This is a genomic window from Nocardioides sp. R-C-SC26 (assembly GCF_021246465.1).
Taxonomy (GTDB): Bacteria; Actinomycetota; Actinomycetes; order Propionibacteriales; family Nocardioidaceae; genus Nocardioides.
The window spans coordinates 1-24,396 of the sequence record NZ_JAHRHK010000004.1; the positions used below are offsets into that span (position 1 = coordinate 1).

At 71.0% G+C, this 24,396-nt stretch carries 20 protein-coding genes and 1 riboswitch; of the genes, 8 read left to right on the top strand and 12 right to left on the bottom strand.

Annotated elements, in window-relative coordinates; translation table 11 throughout:
* Positions 1-79 precede the first annotated feature (79 nt).
* Positions 80-194, top strand: a riboswitch (glycine riboswitch).
* Positions 195-346: 152 nt separating this feature from the next.
* Both gcvP and KSO97_RS04750 read left to right on the top strand, forming a co-directional pair.
* Positions 347-3,196, top strand: a complete 2,850-nt coding sequence (gene gcvP / locus KSO97_RS04745; RefSeq protein ID WP_232677115.1) for an aminomethyl-transferring glycine dehydrogenase — start codon at positions 347-349, stop codon at positions 3,194-3,196.
* Positions 3,193-4,467: a serine hydrolase gene (locus KSO97_RS04750; RefSeq protein WP_232676829.1), complete on the top strand. Its 1,275-nt coding sequence runs from the start codon at positions 3,193-3,195 to the stop codon at positions 4,465-4,467. Before gcvP ends, KSO97_RS04750 begins: the two co-directional genes overlap by 4 nt.
* 34 nt (positions 4,468-4,501) lie before the next feature.
* Here KSO97_RS04750 and KSO97_RS04755 read toward each other — a convergent pair whose 3' ends face one another.
* The 3 genes from KSO97_RS04755 to KSO97_RS04765 all read right to left on the bottom strand — a co-directional run bounded on the left by KSO97_RS04755 (position 4,502) and on the right by KSO97_RS04765 (position 8,306).
* Positions 4,502-5,149, bottom strand: a complete 648-nt coding sequence (locus tag KSO97_RS04755; protein ID WP_232676830.1) for an Ig-like domain-containing protein — start codon at positions 5,147-5,149, stop codon at positions 4,502-4,504.
* A 137-nt stretch (positions 5,150-5,286) separates the two neighbouring features.
* The gene (locus KSO97_RS04760) at positions 5,287-6,729 is read right to left on the bottom strand and encodes a metallopeptidase TldD-related protein (protein WP_232676831.1); all 1,443 of its coding nucleotides are present in this window, start codon (positions 6,727-6,729) and stop codon (positions 5,287-5,289) included.
* On the bottom strand, positions 6,726-8,306 hold the full coding sequence (locus tag KSO97_RS04765; RefSeq protein ID WP_232676832.1) for a TldD/PmbA family protein: 1,581 nt from the start codon (positions 8,304-8,306) through the stop codon (positions 6,726-6,728). Before KSO97_RS04765 ends, KSO97_RS04760 begins: the two co-directional genes overlap by 4 nt.
* A 53-nt stretch (positions 8,307-8,359) precedes the next feature.
* Between KSO97_RS04765 and KSO97_RS04770 the strand changes: the two genes are divergently transcribed.
* Both KSO97_RS04770 and KSO97_RS04775 read left to right on the top strand, forming a co-directional pair.
* The gene (locus KSO97_RS04770) at positions 8,360-9,049 is read left to right on the top strand and encodes a sulfotransferase (protein ID WP_232676833.1); all 690 of its coding nucleotides are present in this window, start codon (positions 8,360-8,362) and stop codon (positions 9,047-9,049) included.
* A 63-nt stretch (positions 9,050-9,112) separates the two neighbouring features.
* A complete protein-coding gene (locus KSO97_RS04775; RefSeq protein WP_232676834.1) occupies positions 9,113-9,709 on the top strand; it encodes a type 1 glutamine amidotransferase domain-containing protein in 597 nt (198 codons plus the stop codon).
* Between the two features lie 27 nt (positions 9,710-9,736).
* On the opposite strand, the gene KSO97_RS04780 is transcribed toward KSO97_RS04775, so the two are convergent.
* The 4 genes from KSO97_RS04780 to pepN all read right to left on the bottom strand — a co-directional run bounded on the left by KSO97_RS04780 (position 9,737) and on the right by pepN (position 17,501).
* Complete coding sequence (locus KSO97_RS04780) at positions 9,737-12,862, bottom strand: AAA family ATPase (protein WP_232676835.1); 3,126 nt, start codon at positions 12,860-12,862, stop codon at positions 9,737-9,739.
* A complete protein-coding gene (locus tag KSO97_RS18205; RefSeq protein WP_232676837.1) occupies positions 12,859-14,031 on the bottom strand; it encodes an exonuclease SbcCD subunit D in 1,173 nt (390 codons plus the stop codon). Before KSO97_RS18205 ends, KSO97_RS04780 begins: the two co-directional genes overlap by 4 nt.
* Positions 14,032-14,173: 142 nt before the next feature.
* Positions 14,174-15,025 (bottom strand): formate dehydrogenase accessory sulfurtransferase FdhD, encoded by an 852-nt coding sequence (locus KSO97_RS04790; protein WP_232676838.1) that lies wholly within the window; start codon positions 15,023-15,025, stop codon positions 14,174-14,176.
* Positions 15,018-17,501 (bottom strand): aminopeptidase N, encoded by a 2,484-nt coding sequence (pepN, locus tag KSO97_RS04795; RefSeq protein ID WP_232676839.1) that lies wholly within the window; start codon positions 17,499-17,501, stop codon positions 15,018-15,020. Before pepN ends, KSO97_RS04790 begins: the two co-directional genes overlap by 8 nt.
* Before the next feature lie 127 nt (positions 17,502-17,628).
* On the opposite strand from pepN, the gene KSO97_RS04800 reads away from it, so the two are divergent.
* A complete protein-coding gene (locus KSO97_RS04800) occupies positions 17,629-18,558 on the top strand; it encodes an oxidoreductase (RefSeq protein ID WP_232676840.1) in 930 nt (309 codons plus the stop codon).
* A gap of 83 nt (positions 18,559-18,641) precedes the next feature.
* Here the strand turns inward: KSO97_RS04800 and KSO97_RS04805 are convergent, their stop codons facing one another.
* A complete protein-coding gene (locus tag KSO97_RS04805; protein WP_232676841.1) occupies positions 18,642-19,301 on the bottom strand; it encodes a peptidylprolyl isomerase in 660 nt (219 codons plus the stop codon).
* A 107-nt stretch (positions 19,302-19,408) separates the two neighbouring features.
* On the opposite strand from KSO97_RS04805, the gene KSO97_RS04810 reads away from it, so the two are divergent.
* On the top strand, positions 19,409-19,960 hold the full coding sequence (locus KSO97_RS04810) for a cysteine hydrolase family protein (RefSeq protein ID WP_232676842.1): 552 nt from the start codon (positions 19,409-19,411) through the stop codon (positions 19,958-19,960).
* Between the two features lie 21 nt (positions 19,961-19,981).
* On the opposite strand, the gene KSO97_RS04815 is transcribed toward KSO97_RS04810, so the two are convergent.
* The gene (locus tag KSO97_RS04815; protein WP_232676843.1) at positions 19,982-21,271 is read right to left on the bottom strand and encodes a competence/damage-inducible protein A; all 1,290 of its coding nucleotides are present in this window, start codon (positions 21,269-21,271) and stop codon (positions 19,982-19,984) included.
* Between the two features lie 58 nt (positions 21,272-21,329).
* Between KSO97_RS04815 and KSO97_RS04820 the strand changes: the two genes are divergently transcribed.
* Positions 21,330-21,956: a transglutaminase family protein gene (locus tag KSO97_RS04820; RefSeq protein WP_232676844.1), complete on the top strand. Its 627-nt coding sequence runs from the start codon at positions 21,330-21,332 to the stop codon at positions 21,954-21,956.
* 202 nt (positions 21,957-22,158) lie between these two features.
* Here the strand turns inward: KSO97_RS04820 and KSO97_RS04825 are convergent, their stop codons facing one another.
* Together KSO97_RS04825 and KSO97_RS04830 are read right to left on the bottom strand one after the other, a co-directional pair.
* Positions 22,159-22,557, bottom strand: a complete 399-nt coding sequence (locus tag KSO97_RS04825) for a type II toxin-antitoxin system VapC family toxin (protein ID WP_232676846.1) — start codon at positions 22,555-22,557, stop codon at positions 22,159-22,161.
* 3 nt (positions 22,558-22,560) lie between these two features.
* Positions 22,561-22,815, bottom strand: coding sequence for a type II toxin-antitoxin system VapB family antitoxin (locus KSO97_RS04830; RefSeq protein ID WP_232676848.1), 255 nt, complete (start codon positions 22,813-22,815; stop codon positions 22,561-22,563).
* A gap of 81 nt (positions 22,816-22,896) precedes the next feature.
* Between KSO97_RS04830 and KSO97_RS04835 the strand changes: the two genes are divergently transcribed.
* Entirely contained in the window at positions 22,897-23,481 is a 585-nt protein-coding gene (locus KSO97_RS04835; RefSeq protein ID WP_232676849.1) for an N-acetyltransferase, read from the top strand.
* 21 nt (positions 23,482-23,502) lie between these two features.
* Here KSO97_RS04835 and KSO97_RS04840 read toward each other — a convergent pair whose 3' ends face one another.
* A complete protein-coding gene (locus KSO97_RS04840) occupies positions 23,503-24,384 on the bottom strand; it encodes an aldo/keto reductase (RefSeq protein WP_232676850.1) in 882 nt (293 codons plus the stop codon).
* Positions 24,385-24,396 lie beyond the last annotated feature (12 nt).

Sequence of the window (24,396 nt, forward strand, 5' to 3'; positions counted from 1 at the left end):
CCCCCCCCCCCCCGGCCCCCCGCGGACGACGGGTCGTGGCGTTCTCGTGACAGCCCGCGGGGTAGATTGGCCCCGCTGATGATCCCGCGCGGGAGAGTCTTGACCGGACGGCGGGCGCCGTCGTCCGGAGTGGCAAGCGCCGAAGGGGCAATTCCTCCCCGGAACCTCTCAGGCACCCGGACCGCGCGGACGAGGCGACTGTGGAGCGAGCACGGGCGACGAAGCCCGCGACGCGACAGAGGGGGAGGGCCCGCATCCGCCGACCCTCGCCCAGGAGACTCCCGTGTCCCTCGCCGCGTCCGATCCCGTCAGCCCCCGGCCCCCGCTGGCCGACCTCGATGCGGCGATGCCGTTCGTCGACCGGCACATCGGTCTGACCGACGAGGCGATCGCGACGATGTTGGCGCGCCTGGGCTACGACTCGCTCGACGAGCTCATGGCGGCAGCCGTTCCCGGAGGCATCCACACGAACGCGCTGCTGAGCCTGCCCGCGCCGCTGAGCGAGGACGCCGTCGCGCGTGAGTTGAGGGCGATCGCGGCGAGCAACCGACCCGGCGAGGCGATGATCGGGCTCGGATATCACCCGACCGTGACCCCGCCGGTGATCCGCCGCAACGTGCTCGAGGACCCGAGCTGGTACACCGCGTACACGCCGTACCAGCCCGAGATCTCACAGGGCCGCCTCGAGGCGTTGCTCAACTTCCAGACCGTGATCAGCGACCTGACCGGACTGCCGCCCGCCAGCGCGCCCCTGCTCGACGAGGGGACCGCCGCCGCGGAGGCGATGACACTCGTCCGCCGCGCTCAGCGCGGCGCCTCGGGTGCCTTCGTGGTCGACGTCGATGCACTCCCGCAGACGATCGAGGTCGTCCTGACCCGGGCGGAGGCGATGGGGATCGAGGTGGTCGTCGCCGATCTCAGCACTCCCGAGGGGCTGCCGGACGGCGACATCAGCGGCGTGCTGATCCAGTACCCCGGGGCGAGCGGGCGACTCCTCGACCCGCGCCCTGTCATCGAGGCGACCCACGAGCGCGGGGCTCTCGCCGTCGTCGCCGCCGACCTGTTGGCACTGACGCTCATCGAGGCTCCTGGCGTGCTCGGTGCCGACGTCGTCATCGGGTCGACACAGCGTTTCGGAGTCCCGATGTTCTACGGCGGTCCGCACGCGGGCTACATGTCGGTCTCCGCCGGCCTCGAACGCCACCTGCCCGGACGGCTCGTCGGCGTCTCGGTCGACTCCGCGGGCCGGCCCGCCTACCGCCTGGCGCTGCAGACCCGCGAGCAGCACATCCGTCGCGACAAGGCGACGTCGAACATCTGCACCGCTCAGGTGTTGCTCGCCGTCGTCGCCTCGATGTACGCGGTCTACCACGGCGCCGCGGGGCTGCGGACGATCGCACAACGCACCCATCGCTACGCGGCAGTGCTGGCATCGGCGTTGAGCCGCGCGGGCCTCCCACCTGAGGAGACGTCCTTCTTCGACACGCTGTCGGTGAAGGTCGCCGGGCGGGCTCACGACGTCGTCGCGGCCGCGCGCCTTCTCGGTATCCAGCTCCGGCTGATCGACGAGGACACCGTCGGACTCTCGACGTCCGAGTGCACCAGCCGCTCGACGGTCGACGGCGTGCTGCGCGCCTTCGGCGTGGCGCAGGGCGACATCGGGATCGACGATGTCGACGCGGCGCTCGGTGAGACCCCGGACGCCGTGCCGGTGGCGCTGCGACGTGCGACGCCCTACCTCGAGCACGAGGTGTTCGCCCAGCACCACAGCGAGACGGCGATGCTGCGCTACCTGCGCAGGCTCTCGGCCCGCGACTACGCACTCGACCGCGGCATGATCCCGCTCGGCTCGTGCACGATGAAGCTCAACGCCACCACCGAGATGGAGCCCGTATCCCTCCCCGGTTTCGCGGATCTGCACCCGTTCGCTCCCGCCGAGGACGCCCTGGGCTACCGCCGTCTGATCGACGAGCTGGAGGGTTGGCTGGCGGAGGTGACCGGCTACGACCGCGTCTCGATCCAGCCGAATGCCGGCTCGCAGGGCGAGCTGGCGGGTCTGTTGGCGATCCGGGCCTACCACCATGCACGCGGAGACCAGCAGCGCGACGTCTGCCTGATCCCGAGCTCGGCGCACGGCACGAACGCGGCGTCGGCCGTGATGGCCGGCATGAAGGTCGTCGTGGTGAAGGCCGCGGCCGACGGCACGGTCGACCTGGACGACCTGCGCGCGCGATGCGAGCAGCACGCCGATGCGCTCGCCGCGATCATGGTGACGTACCCCTCGACCCACGGCGCCTACGAGGACACGATCACCGAGCTCTGCGAGATCGTCCACGCCCACGGCGGGCAGGTGTACGTCGACGGCGCCAACCTCAACGCCCTCCTCGGCCATGCGAAGCCGGGGGAGTTCGGTGGCGACGTCTCCCACCTGAACCTCCACAAGACGTTCTGCATCCCGCACGGTGGTGGCGGACCCGGAGTCGGGCCGGTGGCGGTGCGCGCGCACTTGGCGCCGTACCTGCCCACTCACGGCGCACATCCGGACCCCGATCGCCGCGACGGTATCGGACCGATCTCCGCCGCCCCGTTCGGCTCGGCCGGCATCCTCCCGATCTCCTGGGCCTACATCCGGCTCATGGGGGCGGAGGGGCTCGGCCGCGCCACGGCGTGTGCCGTGCTGTCGGCCAACTACGTGGCAGCGCGCCTGGGGGAGCACTACCCGGTGCTCTACACCGGGCACGGCGGCCTGGTGGCGCACGAGTGCATCCTCGACGTCCGCGAACTGACCAGGGCCACCGGTGTCAGCGTGGACGACGTGGCCAAGCGGCTCGTCGACTACGGGTTCCACGCGCCGACGATGTCGTTCCCCGTGGCTGGGACGTTGTTGGTCGAACCGACTGAGTCCGAGGATCTCGCCGAGATCGATCGGTTCTGCGACGCGATGATCGCGATCCGCCACGAGATCGATCGCGTCGGCGCCGGCGACTGGACTCCGGAGGAGTCGCCGCTGCGCGGCGCGCCCCACACCACCGCCGCGCTGGCAGGGGAGTGGGATCGGCCCTACTCACGCGACCTCGCGGCCTTCCCGACCGGACCCGATCCCGACAAGTACTGGCCACCGGTGGGGCGGATCGACCAGGCCTACGGCGACCGCAACCTGGTCTGCTCCTGCCCCCCGCCCGAAGCCTTCGCGTGACCTCGAGCCCCTCGTCGGTCGAGCTGGCGGCGCGACTGACAGCGATCCAGGCCGCCGGACGGCTGCCGTCGGTGGTGGCTGGCGTCTTCGCGGATGGTGAGCTGACGGCGACCGCGGCCGTCGGCACCGGGATCGAGGACGGCGTCATGTCGGCGTACCGGGTCGGCTCGATCACCAAGACACTGACGGCAGTGCTGATCCTGCGTCTGCGGGACGAGGGACGGTTGAGGCTGAGCGACGACGTCCGCGATCACGTGCCGGAGGCCCGATTCCACGGTGTGCGCCTCGCCGACCTGCTCACCCACACCTCCGGTATCGCCTCGGAGCCGGTGGGGCCGTGGTGGGAACGTCATGACGGTGGCGACGCCGCCGCTCTGCTCGCCGCCAACGGGGAGCAGGGGCGCGTTGCGGCGGTGGGGGAGCGTTTCCACTACTCGAACCTCGGCTACGGTCTGCTGGGCGAGGTCGTGGCCCGCCTGCGCGGCGCCAGCTGGTGGCAGGCCGTCGAGGAGGAGTTGCTGACCCCCCTCGGGATGACGCGGACCGGATACCACCCGCCGGCGAGGCACGCTCGCGGCCACAGCGTCGTCCACGTCACCGGCGAGCTGACGCGGGAGCCGCACGCCGACACCGGTGCGATGGCGCCGGCCGGACAGTTGTGGAGCACCGTCGCCGACATGGCTCGCTGGACCCGAGTGCTGACGGGCCGCGAACCCGACGTCCTCTCCCGGTCGACCGCAGCAGAGATGGCGCGCGACCACAGCGGCGCCGGCTACGGCTGGGGCCTGAGGATCACGCGAGCCGGGGAGCGCGACCTGGTGGGTCACACCGGCTCGATGCCGGGATTCCAGGCCAGCCTCTTCGTCGACCCGGTCTCGGGCCGGGGTGCGGTCGCACTGGCGAACTCGACCGTCGGGCCCCCCAGCGACCAGGTCCCGGCCCTCCTCCTCGACGGGCACGACCACCGCCCGACGTCGGACGCCGCGGCAGAGCGGTGGGAGCCCTCCGGCGAGGTGCCGGCCCCGGTGCTGGCCGCCGTCGGTCTGTGGTTCTGGGGCAACACCGCGCTGCTGTTCACCTGGCGTGCAGACCGTCTCGTCGCGACCACCCTGCATGACGGTGCCGAGCAGTACACGTTCACGCCACTGCCCGACGGGACGTGGCGCGGGCTGAGCGGCTACCACCACGGTGAGCGTCTCGTCGTCGGGACGGACACGATGGAGTGCGCCACGTTCGTCTACACCAGGACGCCCTACCCCGACGGCGCCTGATGCGTCCCGCGAGGACGTGACCGCCGGTGCGGGGTTACTTCTGCGCGATGTTGTAGATGTCGCCCGAACCGACCTGCACGACGTTGTTGCCGTAGCGGCGGTAGGCGACCCAGAAGATGCTGGTGCGCTTGGTCCGGATGAAGACCTGACCGTTGGCGGGCACGTTCACGACGCCGTCCGAGCGCCCCGACTTGGTGGAGCCCCACCGGACCGCGAGCCCGATGTCGTTGGGGTTGCGCGCGATCACCTGGCCGCGGGCATCGCTTCGCTTGGTCACCTGCACCCGGGCGAGCTGGGTGATGCTCAGCGTCACCCGCGTCGCCCGGGACTGCTCCGAGCCCTGGCACGCGCGGTAGGTGAACGACACCGTGCCGCGGGTGTAGGGCCGGATGTCGACGTACACCGAGGTATCGAGCGCAGTCGCGTAGAAGACCTGGCTGTTCGACGACGACATCGTCACGTCGCAGACCGTCAGCGTGCCGCTCCCGCCGACGGTCGTGTCGTTGTCGAGCACGGGAAGCTTGATCTCGGAACCGGCGATCACCGTGTACGCGTCATCGCGCGGGACCGGGGCGGCGGTCGCAGCCGGGACCGGCCCGATCATCGGCGCCACGACGATCGCACCGACGGCCAGTGCTGCCGCGCGCGTCATCGTCGTCCACGAGAAGGGGCGAGCACGCATGAGCAGCAGACTTCCGATCGGCAGGGGGCGATGGCGACAGCGGGATCCTAACCCGCGCGGCATCGCAGATCTCGGGAAGGGCGGGTCTTGGCCCCGGTTGTCGTCGTCGGATGTCAGGAGAGACGAGTGTCTCGGCACTAGGTCGCCTGGGAGACGCTCGACATGTTGAAGTCGGGCACGCGCAGCGCCGGCATCACGGTGCGTGAGAAGTAGTCGTCGCCCCATTCGCGGCTGAGGCAGGGTGCGGCCTCTCCCGCGTGGCTGAATCGCCGCAGCAGGTCCAGCGGCGACTCGTTCCACCGGAAGTTGTTGACTGCACCGACGATCTCCCCTCCCTCGATCAGGTAGACGCCGTCGCGGGTCAGACCGGTCAGCAGGAGACTCTGGGGGTCGACGGTACGGATGTACCACAGGCAGGTCAGGAGGAGTCCCCGGTCGGTGCCGCCCACGAGATCCTCGACGCTGCCGGCCCCACCGTCGACGTCCAGGACGAGGTTGTCGATCGCCGGTGTCAGGGGGCGGTGCGACTGGCCCGCGGTGTGCCGTGACTGGTGGAGGGCACGCAGATGCCCGTCCTCGATCCACGCGGTCGCGTCGAGTGGCGTGCCGTTGTCGAAGACGGACACGTCCCCTCCGGACGAGGCCACTGTCAGGAACGGCTGACAGCTCAGGCCAGGAAACCCGGCGCCGCTCGGATCGGAGCCGAGCTGCACGCCGGGGGAGGCGATCCGCTCGTCCCAGCGTGGTCCGACGCCGGGTGCGCTGTAGACCGACTGCCCGTCCATCGCGGCGCGGGCCGAGGCCTCCCAGTAGGCGTAGATCATCAGGTCCGCGACGGCCGTGGGCGGCAGCACGGTGTCGTACCTCCCGGCGGCGAGGTCGATCCGACGGTCGGACCAGACGAGCCGACGTGTCAGCTCGTCGTCGACGGCGTGAGGATCGATATCGGCGAAGTCACGCGTCGGCTGGCCCACCCAGGCACTCGCGCCGAGATCCGCGGTCTTCCCGGTACAGCCGAGGTGGCCGGTGGGCTGTGCGTGACGGAGCCGGACGCCCGTCGACGAGGCCAGGTAGGTCGTCACCATCTCGTGGTTGACGAAGCCGTAGAGACGCCGCCCGGCGCCTCGAGCCCGGCTGAAGACATCACCGAGTGCAGGAGCGATGCTCCCGTAGACGGAGATGTCGGTCGTGGCGGGGGCCTGGTCCCAGGTGGCGCCGTTGTCGCGTACGTCCTCGGGCGCGAGCAGCGGGTGGGCGTCGACGGCCGCGGTCGATGCCGACGCTGCCTCGTCGGCGCGTCCGACCAACGCCGTGACGTCGGCGATCGTGGTGGCGACGCCGCTGACCGAGGCGGTCGCCACGCCGTCTGCGGTGCGGACGACGGCGATGACCGTGACGTCGCACCCGCGGCTCACGCCGTTCGTGGTCAGCGTGTTGTCGGCCCATCGCAGATTCGCCGCCGACCGCACGTGGACGAGCACGATGCAGTCGGAGGAGCGGGAGGCGGCGAGGCCGCGCTCGGCGAGTTCCTGGGGCGACGGCGCCACCTCTGTCGTCACGGCTGTCACGGGGGAGCTCACAGTCCGCCCTCCTGACGGGTGTTGAGGATCCGGACGCCGCGGAACAGCGACGTCGGACAGCCGTGGCTGACCGCGGCGACCTGACCCGGCTGCGCCTTGCCGCAGTTGAAGGCACCCCCGAGCTCCCAGGTCTGACGTCCGCCGACCGCGTCGAGGGAGTTCCAGAACTCCGTCGTGGTGGCCTGGTAGGCGACGTCGCGAACCTGACCGACGAGCTCGCCGCCCTTGATCCGCTGGAAGCGCTGGCCGGTGAACTGGAAGTTGTAGCGCTGCATGTCGATGCTCCAGGACTTGTCGCCCACGATGAGGATGCCGTCCTCGACCTGACCGATCAGGTCGTCGGTGCTCGGCCCCGGCCCCGGGTCGGGATCGGGTTGAAGGGAGATGTTGGCCATTCGTTGGATCGGGATGTGCCCGGGCGAGTCGGCGTAGGAGCACCCGTTGGAGCGGGGAGCGCCGTCGAGCTGGTGCAGGTCGGGGTGGAGGGCCGCCATCGATCGGTCGAGCTGGTACCCGACCAGGACGCCGTCGCGCACGACGTCCCACTGCTGGCCGGCGACGCCGTCGTCGTCGAAGCCGATCGTCGCCAGGCCGTGCTCGATCGTGCGATCCCCGGTGACGTGCATGATCGGCGACCCGTACTGCAGCGTGCCGAGAAGATCGAGCGTGGCGAACGAGGTGCCGGCGTAGTTGGCCTCGTAGCCGAGCGCCCGATCGAGTTCGGTCGCGTGGCCGATCGACTCGTGGATGGTCAGCCACAGATTGCTCGGGTGGATGACCAGGTCGTAGCGACCCGGCTCGACGCTCGGTGCCTTGAGCTTCTCGGCCAACAGCTCTGGGACGGCCTCGAGCTCGGCGTCCCAGTCGTGCGGGCCCGCCAGCACGTACTCCCATCCGCGTCCCGCCGGTGGCGCGATGCTCGCCATCGAGTCGACGACGTCGGCGCCGGCCCCCATCGCCTCGAACCCGGGCATGATCCGGACGCGCTGCTGGGTCGTGCGGGTGCCAGCCAGGTCGGCGTAGTACTTGTTCTCGAGCACGTGATGCACGAACGCCCGGGCGTGGTCCACCGCCGCGCCCCGTCGCAGTCGCTCGGTCCAGTCGACGAGGACATCGACCTTCTCGCCACGTGCGACCGAGAACGGGTCGATCTCGTACGCGCTCGCCCAGACGACGTCGTCGTAGATCGGCTCGGGAGCCAGCTCGACGTCAGTGGTGGTCATCGCCGAGCTCAGCTCGGCGACCGCGACAGCGGCCTCGGTCACCCGCCGTGCCTCATCGACGGTGAGGGAGACCCCGGAGGCGAACCCCCACGCACCGCGGTGCACGACCCGGACGGCGAACCCGAGCGTCTCGCTCTCCGAGGCGCCGTCCAACTCCCCGTCACGGACGACGACGTCCTCCTCGCGGATGCGCTCGAAACGGAAGTCCGCGTGGCTCACCCCCAACGACCGTGCTCGTTCCAGCGCCGCCTCGCCGAGCGCCCGGTAGGGAAGGGCGAGGAAGGACGGATCGACGCGGTCGGACGAGCCTGAACCGCCGGGGCCGACACCTGGACGAGACGCGGGACTGGTCACCGTTCGAACCTACTCCTCACGACTGTCCGGGGGCCTCGGTAGCCTCCTGCGTCATGGGGACACCCGCATGGCTGGGCATCGGCGCACAGCGCAGTGGCACGACCTGGCTGACCGACCTGCTCACCCAGCACCCCGGCGTCGGCCTGGGCACCAACGGGAAGAAGGAGCAGCACCTGCTCCACAAGGTCGGCGACGGGCGGATCGAGGCGGCGGAGTATCTCGACCTCTTCCCCGACGACGGGATCGCGCGGGGGGACTGGACCCCTCAGTACCTGCGTCATGCCTCGACACCGGCTGCGGCCGCCTCGCTGGTTCCAGACGCACCGATCCTGGTGCTTCTCCGCGACCCCGTCGAGCGCTTCCGCTCGGCCATGCGCCTCGCGGCGACTCGAGGGAAGTCCTGGCCCTATCCGGTTCCGATCACGGTGCAGACCTGGACCGGGTGCTACGCCGACCAGCTCGACATGTGGGCCGCTGCCGTCGGCCGCGACCGCCTCCACGTCTTCGTCTTCGAAGAGGTCCGCGACGATCCCCAGCGCATGGTCGACGGCCTCTGGGGCCTGCTCGGCCTCGACCCGGTGGCGCTGCAGGACGTCGACCAGGAGTCGGGATCCTCCTCCAAAGCCGACTGGGACTGGACGCCCGGCCTGCGGGAATCGCTGCAGACGCTCTATCGGCCGCAGGCCGAACGTCTCCAGCGGGACTGGGGTCTCGACGTCTCCTCGTGGCGCTCGCTGGTCTGACGGCGGGTTCCGCCCACCCCTGAGTGCATGGCGGGCAGCGAGCGACGTGCCTACGTTCGAGGCATGGCTACCGCAACGGAGACCACCGAGACCACCCACCAGCCCAGCGGCAAGGTCGCCTTCCTCACCGCCAACGAGGGGATCGAGCGCGTCGAGCTCGTCGATCCCTGGCAGGCCGTCAGTGACGCCGGGTACGAGCCCGTGCTTCTGGCCCCCGAGGGGGGCGAGGCTCAGCTCTTCAACCACCTCGACAAGGCCGACAGCCACCCGGTCGACCTGGTCGTGGCCGACGCCGCCATCGACGACTACGTAGCGCTGGTGCTCCCGGGCGGAGTCGCGAACCCCGATGCCTTGCGCGCTGACGACTCCGCAGTGGCGTTCGTGCGCGACTTCGTCGCATCGGGTAAGCCGGTCGCGGCCATCTGCCACGCCCCGTGGGCGCTGGTGGAGGCAGGTGTCGTCGACGGTCGTCGAATCGCGTCGTGGCCGAGCCTGCAGACCGACATCCGCAACGCCGGCGGCGAGTGGGTGGACGAGAGGGTCGTCACCGACGGGAACCTGATCACCAGCCGCAACCCGGACGACATCCCGGCGTTCAACAACGCTCTGCTCGAGGCGATCAGCCACGGGGCGGCGGCGTCGGGGGAGTCGGCCCTCTGAGCCGGTCGGCGACCTGAGGCCGGGGCCTCAGCCTGCGGCGAGACGTCGAATGGCCGCCGTCGATCCGGCGCGGGACTTGGTGACCACGAGCTGCACCGGGATCCGGTCGCGCATCTCGGCGACGTGACTGACCACACCGACCACGCGACCGCCGTCTCGCAGCGAGTCCAGGGTGTCCATGACGTCGTCGAGCGTGTCGGCGTCGAGCGAACCGAAGCCCTCGTCGACGAAGAGGGTGTCGAGCGTCGCGCCCCCGACCTCTCCGGTGATCACGTCCGCGAGGCCGAGAGCGAGCGCGAGGGAGACGACGAAGGTCTCGCCCCCCGAGAGAGTCGCCGGATCCCGGCTCTCGCCGGACCAGTCGTCGCGGACGAGGAGACTGAGGCCACCGCGTGACTCGCCGGCACCGCGTCGGCCGGTGTGCTCGAGGGAGTAGCGCTGGTCGCTCATCCGCGCGAGCCGCTCGTTCGCCGCGGCGACGACCTGGCTGAGCCGGTAGGCCACGACGTAGGCCGAGAGCCTCATCTTGAGGGGGTTGTCGGCCGACTTGCCCTCCACGAGGGCTGCCAGTGCGGCAGCACGCTCGTGCTCGGTGCGCACCGGAGCCCAGGCTTCCAGGGCGTCGGTGAGGTCGTCGAGGAGACGGTTGACCCGCGCGAGCCGCTGCGTGGCCATGAGCAGGGCAGCTTCGGCCGAGGTGGCGGTGGAATCGGCCCGCGTCGCGGCCTCGCCGACGCGGCTCAGCAGCTCCTCGTCGTCCGTCGGCTCGACGGACACGTCGACGCCGTCGACCTGAGCGATCAGCGTCGCGAGGTCGGGCTGTGCCGCGGGATCCTCGGAGACCGCCTCCCACCGCGCCAGCGTCGCCGCGGCCGACGTGCGTCGGTGCTCGCGATCGGCGATCCGGGTGATGAGTTCATCGATCTGGTTGCCGTCCAGGGCGGCCGCGATCGCCTCGTGAGGTGAGCCGAAGCCGGCCGCCGCAGCGGCGCGCTCGAGTTCACGCCGGGTCTCGCCCGCACGAACGGCTGCCGACTCCGCGGCGTCGGAGGCGCTGATCGCGTGGTCGCACCGCTCGCGGAGCAGGTCGTCGTGGGTGATGAGGGCCCGCACTGCCTGATCGAGATCATCGGTGTCGTCGACAGTCACCAGGGCGGACAGATCGTGGTCGATGGCCTCCGTCTCGTCTGTCACCGCCTCCCGGCGGGTGCGAAGACGCTCGCGCTCGCGTTCCGCGTCGTCGTTGCGCCGCCGGATGGTGTCGAGGTGCTCGCGGACGGCGTCTCGACGAGCTGTCAGGGCAACGACCGCGTCGGCCGCCTCGGTCGACGACGACAGTCGCCCTGCGCACGCGGCGTGATCGGCACGAGCCGTCTCGAGCGTGCCTTCGCCCGCGCGCCCCCGGGCATGAGCCAGCGCAGCCTGCACCTCGCGGAGCCGACCCTCACGAGCGTGGACCTCGAGCGCCAGGTCGTCGGCGCGAGAGCGGACCGCCTTCTCCTGTGCCGCATCGGGAGCCCCGGGGGCACCCGGCGCCTTGTGCGGGTGTTCTGCCGAGCCGCATACCGGGCAGCACGCCCCGACGGCGAGGGCTCCGGCGAGCTCGGCTGCCATCCCGTCGATGCGTGCCTGCTGGAGGACGACGAGCTGCTCGCGCGCCTCCATGAGGTGCTCGCGGCTCTCCCACCACGCAGCCTGCGCCTCGGCGAGGTCGTCGGTGAGGCTGAGCGCGGCCTCGTGAGCGGCGACCCGCTCCTCGGCGGCGCGCAGCGCCTCCTGATCTCGGACGAGCACGGCGGCACGTGACGTCGCGTCGGCGAGCGCGGCCTCGACGTCGGCGAGTGCCGCCGGGAGCGGAGCGGCGTCGCTGTGCAGGGTCGCCAGCACAGTCTCGAGCTCGGTCTCCCGGTGCTCCAGCGCGCTGCGCTCGCGCACGAGCACCTCGCGGCGTTGGAGTCGGGGGAGGGCGGCGCTGCCGGCTGCGGCACGGGCCCGGCTCGTCTCCCGAGCCGCCTCCAGTTCGCTCCGGGAGACGAACGGGAGCGTCGCCTCGGCGTCCGGGCCGGCGAGCATGATCGCCGCTGCCTCGGTGGCCTCGGACGCAGCATCCGCGGTCGTCGTCTGCTGGTGGATGTCTGCTCTCAGGCGGTCGTGCAGGGGCAGCACGCCGACGGCGCGGCGCGCGGCGTCGAGCCGTCCGCGATCGAGTTCGTCCTGGTCATGCTCGGCGTCGAGGTCGGAGAGGACGCGGTTCGCCGCAGCGCACTCGCGCTGCCGCTCGATCTGGTCGCGGAGGCGATGGTGCTGATGTCCGAGTGCATCCGCGAGTCGGCGGGAGGTCTGGGCATGCTCGCGTGCGGTCGCTTCGCCGGCGCGCAGGGCGTCCGACACCGGGGCGGCCCATGACGAGACGGCATCGGCGAGCGCAGCCGGGTCGCCCGGGGCGGGGGCGCCATCGCTCACGCCGTCGGGCGGTGGGCGATCCGACGCCTCACTGACCCGGCTCACCAACCCGAGGACCGCCTCGCGGTGGCGCGCGCTGACCCTGCCGCGGTCGAGGGCGTGCTCGCGGAGCCATCGCTCGACCTGCTCGAAGCGATGGGTGTGGAAGAGCCGTTGCAGCAGTTGATGGCGATCGTGGGAGTTGGCGCGCAGGAAGGCCTGGAATCGCCCCTGAGGCAGCATCGCCACCTGGGTGAACTGGGTCAGGTTCATGCCCAGCAGCCGAGTGACGAGGTCACCGGCCTCGTCCATGCGGTTGGTGACAGGGCGCCAGGTGCCGTCGTGGGGGAGCCACTCCGACACCGAGACGCTGGCCTGCTGCGGAGTCGTTCCCGTGCCGCGCTTCTTCGGTCGGTCCCAGGCGGGTGAGCGGACGAGATGGAACCGGCGTCCCCCCAGCGTGGCCTCGATGCTCACGCGGGGCACGGCGCCGTCGTCCGCCTGGTCGGCTCGCAACCGCTTGGCAGCGCTGCGATCGCCGGGCACGTCGCCGAAGAGCGCGAAGCAGACCGCGTCGAGCACGCTGGTCTTGCCGGCTCCCGTGGCGCCCGAGAGGAGGAAGAGTCCGGCGTCGGAGAGCTCGTCGACGTCGATGTCGACGACTCCGGCGAACGGCCCGAACGCCTCGATCCGCAGGGAGTGCAGCCTCACGGCACGGCACCGCCCACGACCGCGGGCTCGGCGTCGGTCGACGTGTCGTCGCAGCAGGCGTCGACCGCCTCGCCCAGCAGGGCGAGCTCCTCCGACGTCGCAGGGACGCCGCGGACCTGCAGCACGAAGTCCGCCGCCACGGCACGATCGTCACGTCCGTGATCGGCGACGGCCCGGACATCGAACGGCGTCGCCACCGCGTCGAAGCCGAGTACGAGCGTGTGGGGGAAGCGTCGTCGCAGTCGATCCATCGCGTGGGCGGGCCTCGGTACGTCGGTGAGGGTGGCTTCCACCCAGGACGCCTCGTGTTCGTCCAGAGAGGGGTCGCCGAGCAGCTCGTCGAGCGAGCCGTGGAGCCGGGCCAACGGACGCGGGACCGGGGCCGGGACGAACTCGGACGCGCGGACGCCGTCGGCAGCGAGGTCGATCAACCACGAGCCCTTGCGATGACCCGCCTCGGAGAAGGAGTAGGCCAGCGGCGATCCGCTGTAGCGGACCTGATCGCTCAGGACGTGGGCCCCGTGGAGGTGGCCCAGCGCGGCGTAGTCGACGCCGTCGAACAGCGAGACGGGGACGCGAGCCACGCCGCCGACGCTGATGTCGCGCTCGGAGTCCGAGGGCGCCGCGCCCGCGACGAACGCATGGGCGAGCACGACCGATCGTGCGCCGGCCCGCTGCGCCAGGTCGGCCCGGATCCGGCGCATCGCCTCGCCGAGAGCAGTCTGATGCGACGCTGCCTCCAGCGCCCACGCGGACGAGACGGCGTGCGGGTCGAGGAACGGGATGCCGTACACGGCGACGGCGCCGTGGGCATCCTCCAGCAACACCGGTGCACCGACCCCGGCGGGATCGGTGCGCAGATGCACGCCCGCGGCATCGATCAGTCGCGAGCCGAAGCCGAGACGGCGCGCGGAATCATGGTTGCCGCTGGTCACGACAACGCGGGCGCGAGAGGCCGCCAGTCGCTCGAGCGTCTCACCGGCCAGCGTGACCGCGTCGACAGGCGGCAGGGCGCGGTCGTAGACGTCACCTGCGACGACGACCAGATCCACCTCTTCGCCGTCGATCACCTCGACGAGGTGATCGAGGTAGGCGGCCTGGTGCGTGAGCATTCCCTCCCGGTGGAACGACCGGCCCAGATGCCAGTCGGAGGTGTGGAGGATGCGCACGCGAGTGACGGTAGTTGCCGCCGCCGACACAGCCGGTGACCCACGCCGGTCACCACGGTGGTTGAGGTGTTGTTCGCGCTAGCGAACTGCCTCGAAACCGGGTGAGTGTCTCGACAAGCCCACCACCGTCGGGAAGCGCCCCTCATGCGTAGCGCACGACGCGGTTCTCCCGGGCGAAGCCGTACAACGCCAAGCCGCTGCGGCTCGCCAGCTCGACGGCCAGCCCGGTCGGGGCCCCCACGGCCACGAGACTCCCGATGCCGGCCACGACGGCCTTCTGGACCAGTTCGAAACCGGCGCGCCCGGAGACGACCAGGCAGGCCTGCGCCACAGCCTCCCCGGCCAGGAGTCGCGAGCCGGTCACCTTGTCGACGGCGTTGTGCCTGCCGACGTCCTCACGCACGACGAGCAGTGACCCGCTCGCGTCGACCAGGCCCGCGGCATGGGCTCCGCCGGTCCGGCTGAAGACCTGCTGGTGCCCACGCAGTGCATCCGGCAGCGAACGGACGACGTCGGGTGGCGGCAGGGCATCGGTCCAGGCGGGAGCGCGGCGGGTGGCCAGGACGCCGTCCAGACTGTCGCGGCCGCACACTCCGCAGGCGGACGAGCCCGCGGAGAGTGCGATGTGCTGGTGGGGGAGCGCTCCCGACGGCGAGCCGGTCAGCGTGACGGTCACGACGTTGAACTCCTGGTCGGGCGCCAAGGCCGTGTCCGTGCAGTACGCGACGCGCTGGACGTCGTCGGCGCCGGTGATCACGCCCTCATGGAGGAGCCACCCCGCGGCGAGCTCGAAGTCGTGGCCCGGCGTGCGCATCGTGACCCACAGTCGCTCGGCGGCGCGTCCGGGCCATCCGAGCCTGATCTCCAGCGGTTCCTCGGTGACGACCCGATCCTCCCGCCGTCGCTCGCCGCCGACTCCGTCGCGGACCGCGGAGAACTCGACGACGCGCACGCGGCGGGTCGGGCCCGGCCGTCGGACAGGGTTCTCAGCCATCGCGGGCGACTCGTCGGGGGTAGGCGCGGCGCACGGCGAGCTGACGTTCGAACTGGTCGATCCGGTCGACCACGCGCCGATGCACCGCGGGTTCGAGCACGCCGGGCTCGAGCAACGTGCGCACCGCCGCGAGGGTCGCGTCATCGACGATGGTCGTGGGGAAGAACTGCGCGGCCGCGAGTGCGAGGACCCACCCGCTGCGGACGTTCGAGGTGTGCGGAAGGTCTCGGACGTACCGCGCGACGTAGTCGCCGAGGACCTCCGACTGGCCACCGCGCCACATCCCGAGGCCGGCGGCCTCGAGCTCGTAGTTGGCGACCTGGACCGCGCCGGTGAAGCGCGACCAGGCGTACTCCTTGGCCTCCTCGGTGGGCAGCGAGGCCCGTGCCCGGGTGTGCTCGACCCGCGAGACCGCCGTGGGTTCGTCGGCGAGCGCCGCGTCGAGCTCCTCGGGAGTGACCGCCCCCAGCGTGGCGAGCCGCACCAGGACTCGCCAGCGAACGGCGAGGTCCGCCTCGACTCCGGCAGGAGGCTGGGTGAGCCAGGCACGGAGCAGATCGGGGTCGACCGCGGTGTGGACGGCGGCCCGGAACGCGGCCAGCTGTGTCTCCGAGCCGGGTCGGAGGCTCTCCGCCAGCCCCCGGGCAGCGGTGTGCACCCGGGCGGTACTCCCGTCGGCGGCGGCCGGCAGCACCTCGCTGAGCACCCACGGCATCGTGTGGCGAGCGGTGTCCTCGGTGTCGTAGACCGGCAGGTCGGCGACGAGCACCTCGACGATGTCGTCCGGAGCCACCTGCGCCACCGAGTACCCGCTCTTGAGGTTGTTCCAGATCGCGGCACGGAGCGTCGGGTCGACGACGCGTGGCAGCTCGCTGACCAGCCCTCGCACCGTGATCGCATCGGGGACGTAGACCCCCCAGCTCTGCTCGTACGGATCGATCACCACGACGTCGTCGGGGGCGACCGCGACGGGCGCCGCGACGCCCGCGAGCTCGACAGGGGCGACCGTGGCCTCACCGGCGCGCAACCGGGCGAGCTGCAGCCGATGGCGCCGATCGGCAGGCACTCTCCCGGGTTCGACGGGAGCCGTCCGCACCAGTCGTCCGGCCTGGCGATCGAGCGAGATCACGTCGGCTCCGGCGCGGAGCAACCAGTGTGCGATCACGTCGTCGAGACCCTCGGCGCCGCGGCCACGCCAGCATGCGAAGAGATCGTCCATGGTGGCATTGCCGAACCGGTGCCGCTCGAAGAGGTCGATCGCCCCGCCGAAGAACGCCTCGTCGCCGATGCTCGTGGCGATCTGCTTGAGGATCGAGGAGCCCTTGGCGTAGGAGATCCCGTCGAAGCTCTGGAGCGCCGTCAGGGCATCCCCGGCACCGTTCCCGGCGACGGGGTGCGTGGAGGGAGCCTGGTCGGCGCTCAGCCCCCACTGACGCCGCGACCACGCGACGTGCTCCCAGGCGTCGCCGAACTCGGTCACCTCGGCGGTGACGCGGTTGCCCAGGTACTCCGCGAACGACTCGTTGAGCCAGAGGTCGTCCCACCAGCGCGGCGTCGTGAGGTTGCCGAACCACTGGTGGGCCATCTCGTGAGCGATCGTGGTCGCCCGCAGCAGCCGCTGACCGCGGGTGACGCGCGAGTCGAAGACGAGCTGGTCGCGGAACGTCACGCAGCCGGGGTTCTCCATGGCGCCGGCGTTGAACTCCGGGACGAACGCCTGGTGGTAGTCGCCGAACGGGTAACGGATGCCGAAGAGCCGGTGGAACTCGTCGAAGCACTGTCCGGTCAGGGTGAGGATCTCCTCGGCGTCCTGCTCGAGGTGCGGCGCGAGGCTCGCGCGACAACTGAGTCCGAGCGGAATCCCGTCGTGCGCGGAGCGGATCAGGTGGTAGGGACCCGCGACCAGGGTCACGAAGTAGGTCGAGAGCGGCTGGGTCGGCCCCCATCGCCACGACTCGTCGTCGCCCTTCTCGGCGGGGGAGTTGCCGATCACGGTCCAGTCGCGCGGCGCGCGGACGGTGAACGTGTACGGGGCTTTGAGGTCGGGTTGGTCGAAGCAGGCGAAGACCGACGGCGCGGCGTCCATGAAGGACATGCCGTAGACGTAGTGATGTCCGTCGGCGGGATCGATCGACCGGTGCAGGCCCTCGCCGTCATGCCGGTAGGCCATCGTCGCCTCGACCTCGAGCTCGTTCGCACCCGACGCCGTCGCGATCCGGATGCGGCCGCGCTCGAGGGTGTCGGTGTCGATCGGCGTCCCGTTGAGCCGCACGCTGAGCAGCTGTGCGGGCTTGACGTCGACGAAGCTGGCGCCGCCGGTGCTGTCGAAGCGGATCACGGTGCGCGACGAGAACGTCTCCTCCCCGGCATCGAGGTCGAGGTCGATCTCGTAGCCGGCGACGGTGAGCTGGGCAGCGCGCGCCTCGGCCTCGCTGCGCAGCAGGCTGACGGAGGAGGACGAGGCGAGAGCGCTCACGGCTCGATCCTGCCAGTCGGTCGCGTGTCTGTGTCCCACCCGCCGCGGAGGTGTGCTCCGGTGGCCGATGGTCCTGCCAGCCGATCGCACGAGTTCACCGCGAGGTCGCCATGGGACGCTGTGCGCCGTGGCTCGCAGAAACCCCCTGAACCGCCCGACGAGCAGGACGGACGACCCGCGTCGCGCGATCCCCGTGCAGGCCGGCCGTCGTTTCGTCGTCACCGGCGCCAACAGCGGCATCGGCCTGGCCCTCGCAGAGCGCCTCGTCGAATCCGGCGCCCACGTCGTCATGGCGTGCCGCGACGAGCGCCGCGGCGAGGCCGCCGCGGACACCATCCGCGCTACGTCGCTCCCCGGCACCGTGGAGGTCGCGGTCCTCGACCTCTCCGACCTCGCCTCCGTGCGGCGCTTCACCGAGAATCTGGACGGCGAGATCGATGTGCTGGTGAACAACGCCGGCGTGCTCGGTGTGCCATGGCGACACAGCGCCGACGGCCACGAGATGCACTTCGCTACCAACCATCTCGGCCACTTCGCGCTGGCGAACCGGTTGCTTCCCCGCGTGCGTGACCGTGTGGTGGTCGTGACGTCCCAGGCGCACCGCGGCGGCGAGCTCGACCTCGACGACCTCCAGTGGCGACGACGGGAGTACAAGCCCTTCGCGGCCTACCAGCAGTCCAAGATGGCCAACACGCTGTTCCTCGGTGAGCTCCAGCGTCGTCTGACCGCTGCCGGATCCACGGTCCGCTCGGTCGGCGCGCACCCCGGCACGACGTCGTCCAACATCACCAGCGGCACCGGCACGGGCTGGAAGACCTGGGTGGGCTCCTGGGGCCACCAATTGGTCGGCATGCCGGCGTGGAAGGGCGCGCTCCCCGTCGCGTACGCCGCGACCTTCGACCTGCCGGGCAACTCGTTCGTCGGCCCTGACGGCCCCGGCGAGATGTTCGGCTGGCCGACGCTCGTCGGGCGCGCGCCGGCGGCCCTGGACGTCGAGCTCTCCCGTCGGTTGTGGGAGGAGTCCGAGCTCCTCACCGGCGAGACCTTCCCTCTCTGACCGGACGTCGCGTGGTCTGCTGAAAGACCAGAGCCGGGTCCAGCACCTCGACGGCGCTCGACCCGGCTCTGGGGGTGGTGAGATCAGTCGGTGGTGATCGAGACCAGGCCGATCGGCGTGTTCGGAGCGCCGCCGCCGGCGGGGTTCGTGCCGTCGTCGCCGTCCTGGGCGATCTCCTCGATCACCGACAGGTCGGCCTCGTCGACGGTGCCGAAGACGGTGTAGTCGGGGCGGAGCTGGGTGTCCCCGTAGACGATGAAGAACTGCGATCCCTGCGTGTCCGGGCCCGAGTTGGCCATCGCGAGGGTGCCGGCCGGGTAGGTCTCGCCACCGCTGAGCTCGTCCTCGTACTGGTAGCCGGGGCCGCCCGCGGTCGTCCCGCTCGGGTCGCCGCACTGCAGCACCTCGAAGCCGGGCGTGGTGGTGATGCGCGGGCACGGGGTGTCGTCGTAGAAGCCCTGCTCGGCCAGGGAGAGGAAGGAGTTGACGGTGCACGGCGTCGTGTCGCCGTTGAGCGTCGCACGCAGGTCGCCGTTCGTGGTCGTGATGACGACCTCGACCTTGTCGGTGGCCGTTGCCTCGCCCGGGGGCAGGTCGACCTCGCGAGCCGCGTCGCCGGTCTCGTTGTAGGTGCACGCGACGCCGTCCGCGCCATCGGAGCCCGTGCTCGGCTCGTCGTCGCCGCACGCGGCGAGTGAGAGAGCGAGGGTGAGGACGGCGGGCACGGCGAGCAGTCGCTTCATGTCCGTGATCGTAGGGGAGCGGGGTGGGGGCGGGCGACGGCGCCACCGCGTGCGGGTCGGATCGTGACCCGATGCGGATGTCGGCGCCGCGGCGTAGCGTCGTCGACATGAGCACCCACACCGACCGTCCGCACACCGCGCTGCTCGTGATCGACGTGCAGAACGACGTCGTCGCGCAAGCGCACGACCGCGACGCCGTCGTGGCGGCCATCGCAGGCCTGGTCGACCGCGCCCGTGGTGCGGGGGTGCCCGTGATCTGGGTGCAGGACTCGCTCGACGGCAAGTCGGGAACGCCCGGGTGGGAGTACGTGCCGGAGCTGCCGTTCGCCGAGGGCGAGCCGGTCGTCCACAAGGACTACGGCGATGCGTTCGAGGCGACGGAACTCGAGGACGTCCTCGCCGACCACGGTGTCGGGCGAGTGCTGGTCGCCGGCGCTCAGACCGACGCCTGCATCCGCTCCACCCTGCACGGAGCACTGGCGCGTGGCTACGACACCGTGCTGATCAGCGACGCCCACACCACCGAGGATCTCTCCGAGTACGGCGCACCCACGCCCGATCTCGTGATCGCCCACACCAATCTCTACTGGAAGTACCACACCGCCCCGGGGCGGGAGGCCGGCATCGTCACGGCCGCCGAGGCGAGCTTCGCGAGCTGAGCGCCGCCGAGCGTCAGGCGGTCACCGCTCGAGAGCGAGCCGCAGCAGGTGCAGGCACTCGGTCGTCGTGCGTCGTCGGATCGCTGCTCGGTCGCCACGAAGCATGAGGCGCCGGGGGAGTGCGCCCTCGCCGTCGACGAGGCAGACGTGCACGAGCCCGACCGGTTTCTCAGATGTGCCGCCCCCGGGCCCGGCGACACCGGTGATACCGATGCCGTACGTCGTGCCGAGCCTGGCCCGCGCTCCTTCTGCCATCGCGCGGGCGACCTCGGCGCTGACGGCGCCGTGGGCGTCGAGAAGTTCCGGCGGCACGCCGACCTCGGCGGTCTTCGCGTCGTTCGCATAGGTGACGAAACCTCCCAGCAGATAGGCCGAGGAGCCTGGGATGTCGGCGATGCGGCTCGCGAGCTGTCCGGCGGTGCACGACTCCGCCGTCGCGATCGTCGCCGATCGCGATCGCATGCTCTCGGCGACGACCTCGTCGACCGATGGACCCGTGGAGAAGAGATCCGCACCATAGGCCCGCTGCAGCGTTGCGACGAGGTCCTCATAGGCCTGCTCGGCGCCGGGCGCGAAACGTGTCACGATCTCCAGCTCACCCTCGCGCAGACAGGTGGTGATCTCCAGGCCGGCCGCCGCTGCCTGCCCGTGACGTGATTCGTGAGCACGGAGCACGGCCGCCAGCTCGGACTCCGGCCGCGCCCAGATCCGGACCGTCTTCTCGCTCAACCTCGTCGGGGAGCCGAGCGCTCGGCGCACGACGTCGGTGTCGCGGGCCTGAGGCCACATCGGTCGAAGCTCACTCGGAGGCCCCGGCAGTACGACGACGGGAGGCGCACCCGACGCGACCCCTGCGCTCGGGGTGACGACCATGCCCGGAGCCGTGCCGACGGGCTCGAGCACGACCGCGCCGTGGGGCACTCGCGCCTGCTTGCGCACTCCGTGCGCCACGACGTCCGGTGGCAGCTGCCACCCGCGTCCCGCGGAGAGTTCGTCGACCCGGGCCGCGATCCGGCGCTCCCATGCATGGTCGAGTCGGAGTTCGCACCCGAGCACCTCGGCGACGACGTCCACGGTGAGGTCGTCCGCGGTCGGGCCGAGGCCCCCCGTGGTGATCACGAGATCGTGGTCGGAGGAGAGGTAGCGCAGGGCGGACGCGAGGTCGTCACGGCGATCTCCGACCACCACGATGCGACCCACGTCGACACCCTCGCGCCGCAGCTCCTCGGCCAGCCACGGCCCGTTGGCATCGGTCACCCGGCCGGTGAGCACCTCGGTGCCGGTGACCACGATGCCGGCGCGCGTCGTCATGTGACGACACTAGCCAGCGCCTGTGTCCCCGGCCCGGCGCGTGCACCAGACTGGACCGATGCACGCCGAGCCCGGAACCACGCCGACGGACTACCTGGAGGGGGACGAGGTCGTCGATGTCGATCACCCCCGGGTCCGCGCCCTCGGCGCGGAACTGCGACGGCAGCATGCGGACGACATCGGGTTCGCGGCCGCCGCCTTCGTCTGGGTCCGTGACGAGGTGCAGCACTCCTTCGACGCCGGCGACGGCACGGTGACGCTCACGGCCGGCGAGGTGCTGCACGCGCGCCGTGGGCTCTGCTACGCCAAGTCGCATCTGCTGGCGGCGATCCTGCGTGGTCAAGGAGTCCCGACAGCGCTCTGTTATCAGCGTCTGCGTGACGACGACCTCGGCGAGGACGGCTTCGTCGTCCACGGTCTGGTTGCGCTGCACCTGAAAGGGCGCTGGCACCGCCAGGATCCGCGGGGCAACAGGCCTGGCGTGGACGCCCAGTTCTCACTGGGGGCAGAGCGCTTGGCATGGTCGGTCGACCCGGCTCTGGGGGAGCGGGACTACGCCCGCCTGCACCGCCGCCCGGCGCGCGCCGTCGTCGAGGCGCTGCGAGCGGCCGACGACATGCTCACCTGCGCGTTGCCCTCGGCGCTGGATGACCCGCCGCTGGTCCAGACGAGCCAGCGAGGCTGATGCCGCAGTGACAGGCGCCGTCCCAGCCTGAGGCGGTGCCGGTGCCGCCTGGAACGACCGGTGACGGTCGAGGTAATCGACCGATGCTCGGGGGCGTCCGCGCATCCGAGGCTGCCCTCGCCTGACGGGAATGACATAATGTCACTTATCGGCACTCTGTCGAGACGTGAGTCGCACGATGCCCCAGGGCTGTACGTGCGTCTCAGATCGCGTGAGGGATGTCGGTCTTGGCGAAATCGTCGCCTTTGAAGAGCAAAGGTGCTCCCGCGATCTTGGCGACCGCGTAGGCGAAGCAGTCGCCGAGGTTGAGCGCCGCCGGATGGCGACCCTTGCCGAACCGCTGCCAGGCGCCGACGGCGACCGACGCCGCGTCACTGTCGACTGCCACTACCTCGACACCGATCTGGTCGAGAAGGAGTCGCAGGTCCTGGGTCGCCGCTGGTCCCTGCTTCGCCTCGACCACGATCCCTGCCTCGACCAACGTCGCGGCACTGACCAGGCAGTCACCCGCGTTGGCCAGCATCGCCGTGACGAAGCGCGTCGCGTCGGGCTCGCCGAAGACGACGGCCGCAATCGCCGAGGTGTCGAGAGCGATCGTCATCGTTCAGGCCGGCAGGCCGTGCTCGTCGTACCCGATGACGTCGTCGGCGGCGCGATCGTCGACCATCGCCCGAGCCCTGCCCCGGGCGACGATGGCATCCAGCGTGGCGCCCTGAGCCGCAGTGTCACGGCGCGCGCGGACGCGTGCGAGGCGTTCGGAGAAGGCGACGCGAGCGGCCACGGTGATCGACTCCCCCGTGGCCTCAGCCAACTCACGCGCGAGGCGGTCGGTCTCGGGGTCCTTGATGTTCAGCGCCACTGTTCCAGCCTATCAGGAAGAAAGCAGCCTCGTTAGGAAGAAACGTCCGTGCTGTCGGAGAACGGGTGCACCATGGGCGTCATGGCCTTCTCGGTGCACCCGGCGACGTCGGAGCGTTTCGACGACCTGGCCGACGTCATCAACCCGAATCGTCGTGCCACGCACTGCTGGTGCCTCTCCCACCGGCTCACGGCGAAACAGATCGCCGCGTTTCCTGATCGCGAGTCTGCGGCGCGCGATCTGGCGACGCGCCCGAACCCGGCGGGGGTGCTGCTCTACGACGACGAGCTGCCCGTCGGATGGTGCAGCATCACGCCGCGGTCGGAGAACCCGCGACTGAGCGCATCTCGATTGATCCGTCCGATCGACGAACAGGACGTGTGGAGCATCATCTGCGTCGTCGTGCGTGGCGGGCACCGGCGCCGTGGACTGTCGACGCCGCTCATCGACGGGGCCGTCGAGCACGCCTTCGCGCACGGGGCGCCGGCGGTCGAGGCGTACCCGGTCGACAACGACGCGGCGGACGGCACGTCCCGGATCGACACGACGATGGCGTTCGTCGGCACCCGCTCGATGTTCGAGCAGGCCGGCTTCGAGCAGGTCGGCACCACCGACGCGAAGGGAAGCGGTCTCCCCCGCATCGTGATGCGACGCACTCCGTCCTGAATCCGGCGTCGAGCCGACCCGCTATCCGGCGTCGAGGCGCGCCAGTTCGGCGTCGGTGAGCACCAGGTCGGCCGCTGCGGCCGAGTCCTGGATCGACGACGGCCGCTTGGCTCCGGGGATCGGGATCACCGTGGGTCCCTGCGCGAGCTCCCACGCGAGCGCGACCTGCTGCGGTGAGACGCCGTGGTCGGCCGCGATCTCGGCGAATGCCGGGTGCTGCTCCCCCAGCGTTTTCGCATCGCCCAGACCGCCGAGTGGGCTCCACGGGAGGAATGCGAGCCCGAGTTCGGTGCACACGTCGATCTCGGGTGCGCTGGAGCGGAAGGCCGGGGAGAACTGGTTCTGCACGCTCACCAACGCCTCACCGAGGACGTCGTGCGCCAGCCGGATCTGGCCGGGATCGGCATTCGACAGCCCGATCATGCGGACCTTGCCCGCCTGGTGAATCTCCTTCAACGTCGTGAGAACCTGCTCGTAGGGCACGGCCGGGTCAGGCCGATGGTGCTGCCACAGATCCAGGACGTCGACGCCGAGGCGCTCCCGACTCGCATCGACCGCCGCCCGCAGGTGAGGGGCTGAGGAGTCGACATCCCAGCCGCCCCCGTCGGTACGGACGTGCCCCGCCTTGGTCGCCAGGAACACCTGGCCTCGGACTCCGAGCTCGTCGAGCAGCGAGGCGACCAGCTGCTCGTTGTCGCCTTGCGCTCCGCGCCCGAGCGACTCCGAGCCGTAGGCGTCGGCGGTGTCGAAGAGCGTGACCCCCGCGTCGAGGGCGGCCCGCACCGTGTCGAGCAGCTGCGCTCGCGGCTGGGGCTCGCTCTGGCTGAACGTCATCAACCCAAGGCCGATCGCGCCCACCTCGACGCGTCCGACGGTCTCGTTCCCGATCGTGCGTGTGTGCATCCCTCCTGTCTA

Excerpts from the sequence above, each read along its gene's own strand:
- KSO97_RS04815 (WP_232676843.1), bottom strand. The coding sequence starts at position 21,271 with ATGACGACGCGCGCCGGCATCGTGGTCACCGGCACCGAGGTGCTCACC.
- KSO97_RS04820 (WP_232676844.1), top strand. The coding sequence starts at position 21,330 with ATGCACGCCGAGCCCGGAACCACGCCGACGGACTACCTGGAGGGGGAC.
- KSO97_RS04835 (WP_232676849.1), top strand. The coding sequence starts at position 22,897 with ATGGCCTTCTCGGTGCACCCGGCGACGTCGGAGCGTTTCGACGACCTG.
- KSO97_RS04810 (WP_232676842.1), top strand. The coding sequence starts at position 19,409 with ATGAGCACCCACACCGACCGTCCGCACACCGCGCTGCTCGTGATCGAC.
- KSO97_RS04790 (WP_232676838.1), bottom strand. The coding sequence starts at position 15,025 with ATGGCTGAGAACCCTGTCCGACGGCCGGGCCCGACCCGCCGCGTGCGC.
- KSO97_RS04805 (WP_232676841.1), bottom strand. The coding sequence starts at position 19,301 with ATGAAGCGACTGCTCGCCGTGCCCGCCGTCCTCACCCTCGCTCTCTCA.
- KSO97_RS04840 (WP_232676850.1), bottom strand. The coding sequence starts at position 24,384 with ATGCACACACGCACGATCGGGAACGAGACCGTCGGACGCGTCGAGGTG.
- KSO97_RS04775 (WP_232676834.1), top strand. The coding sequence starts at position 9,113 with ATGGCTACCGCAACGGAGACCACCGAGACCACCCACCAGCCCAGCGGC.
- gcvP (WP_232677115.1), top strand. The coding sequence starts at position 347 with ATGCCGTTCGTCGACCGGCACATCGGTCTGACCGACGAGGCGATCGCG.
- KSO97_RS04825 (WP_232676846.1), bottom strand. The coding sequence starts at position 22,557 with ATGACGATCGCTCTCGACACCTCGGCGATTGCGGCCGTCGTCTTCGGC.
- KSO97_RS04755 (WP_232676830.1), bottom strand. The coding sequence starts at position 5,149 with ATGCGTGCTCGCCCCTTCTCGTGGACGACGATGACGCGCGCGGCAGCA.
- KSO97_RS04770 (WP_232676833.1), top strand. The coding sequence starts at position 8,360 with ATGGGGACACCCGCATGGCTGGGCATCGGCGCACAGCGCAGTGGCACG.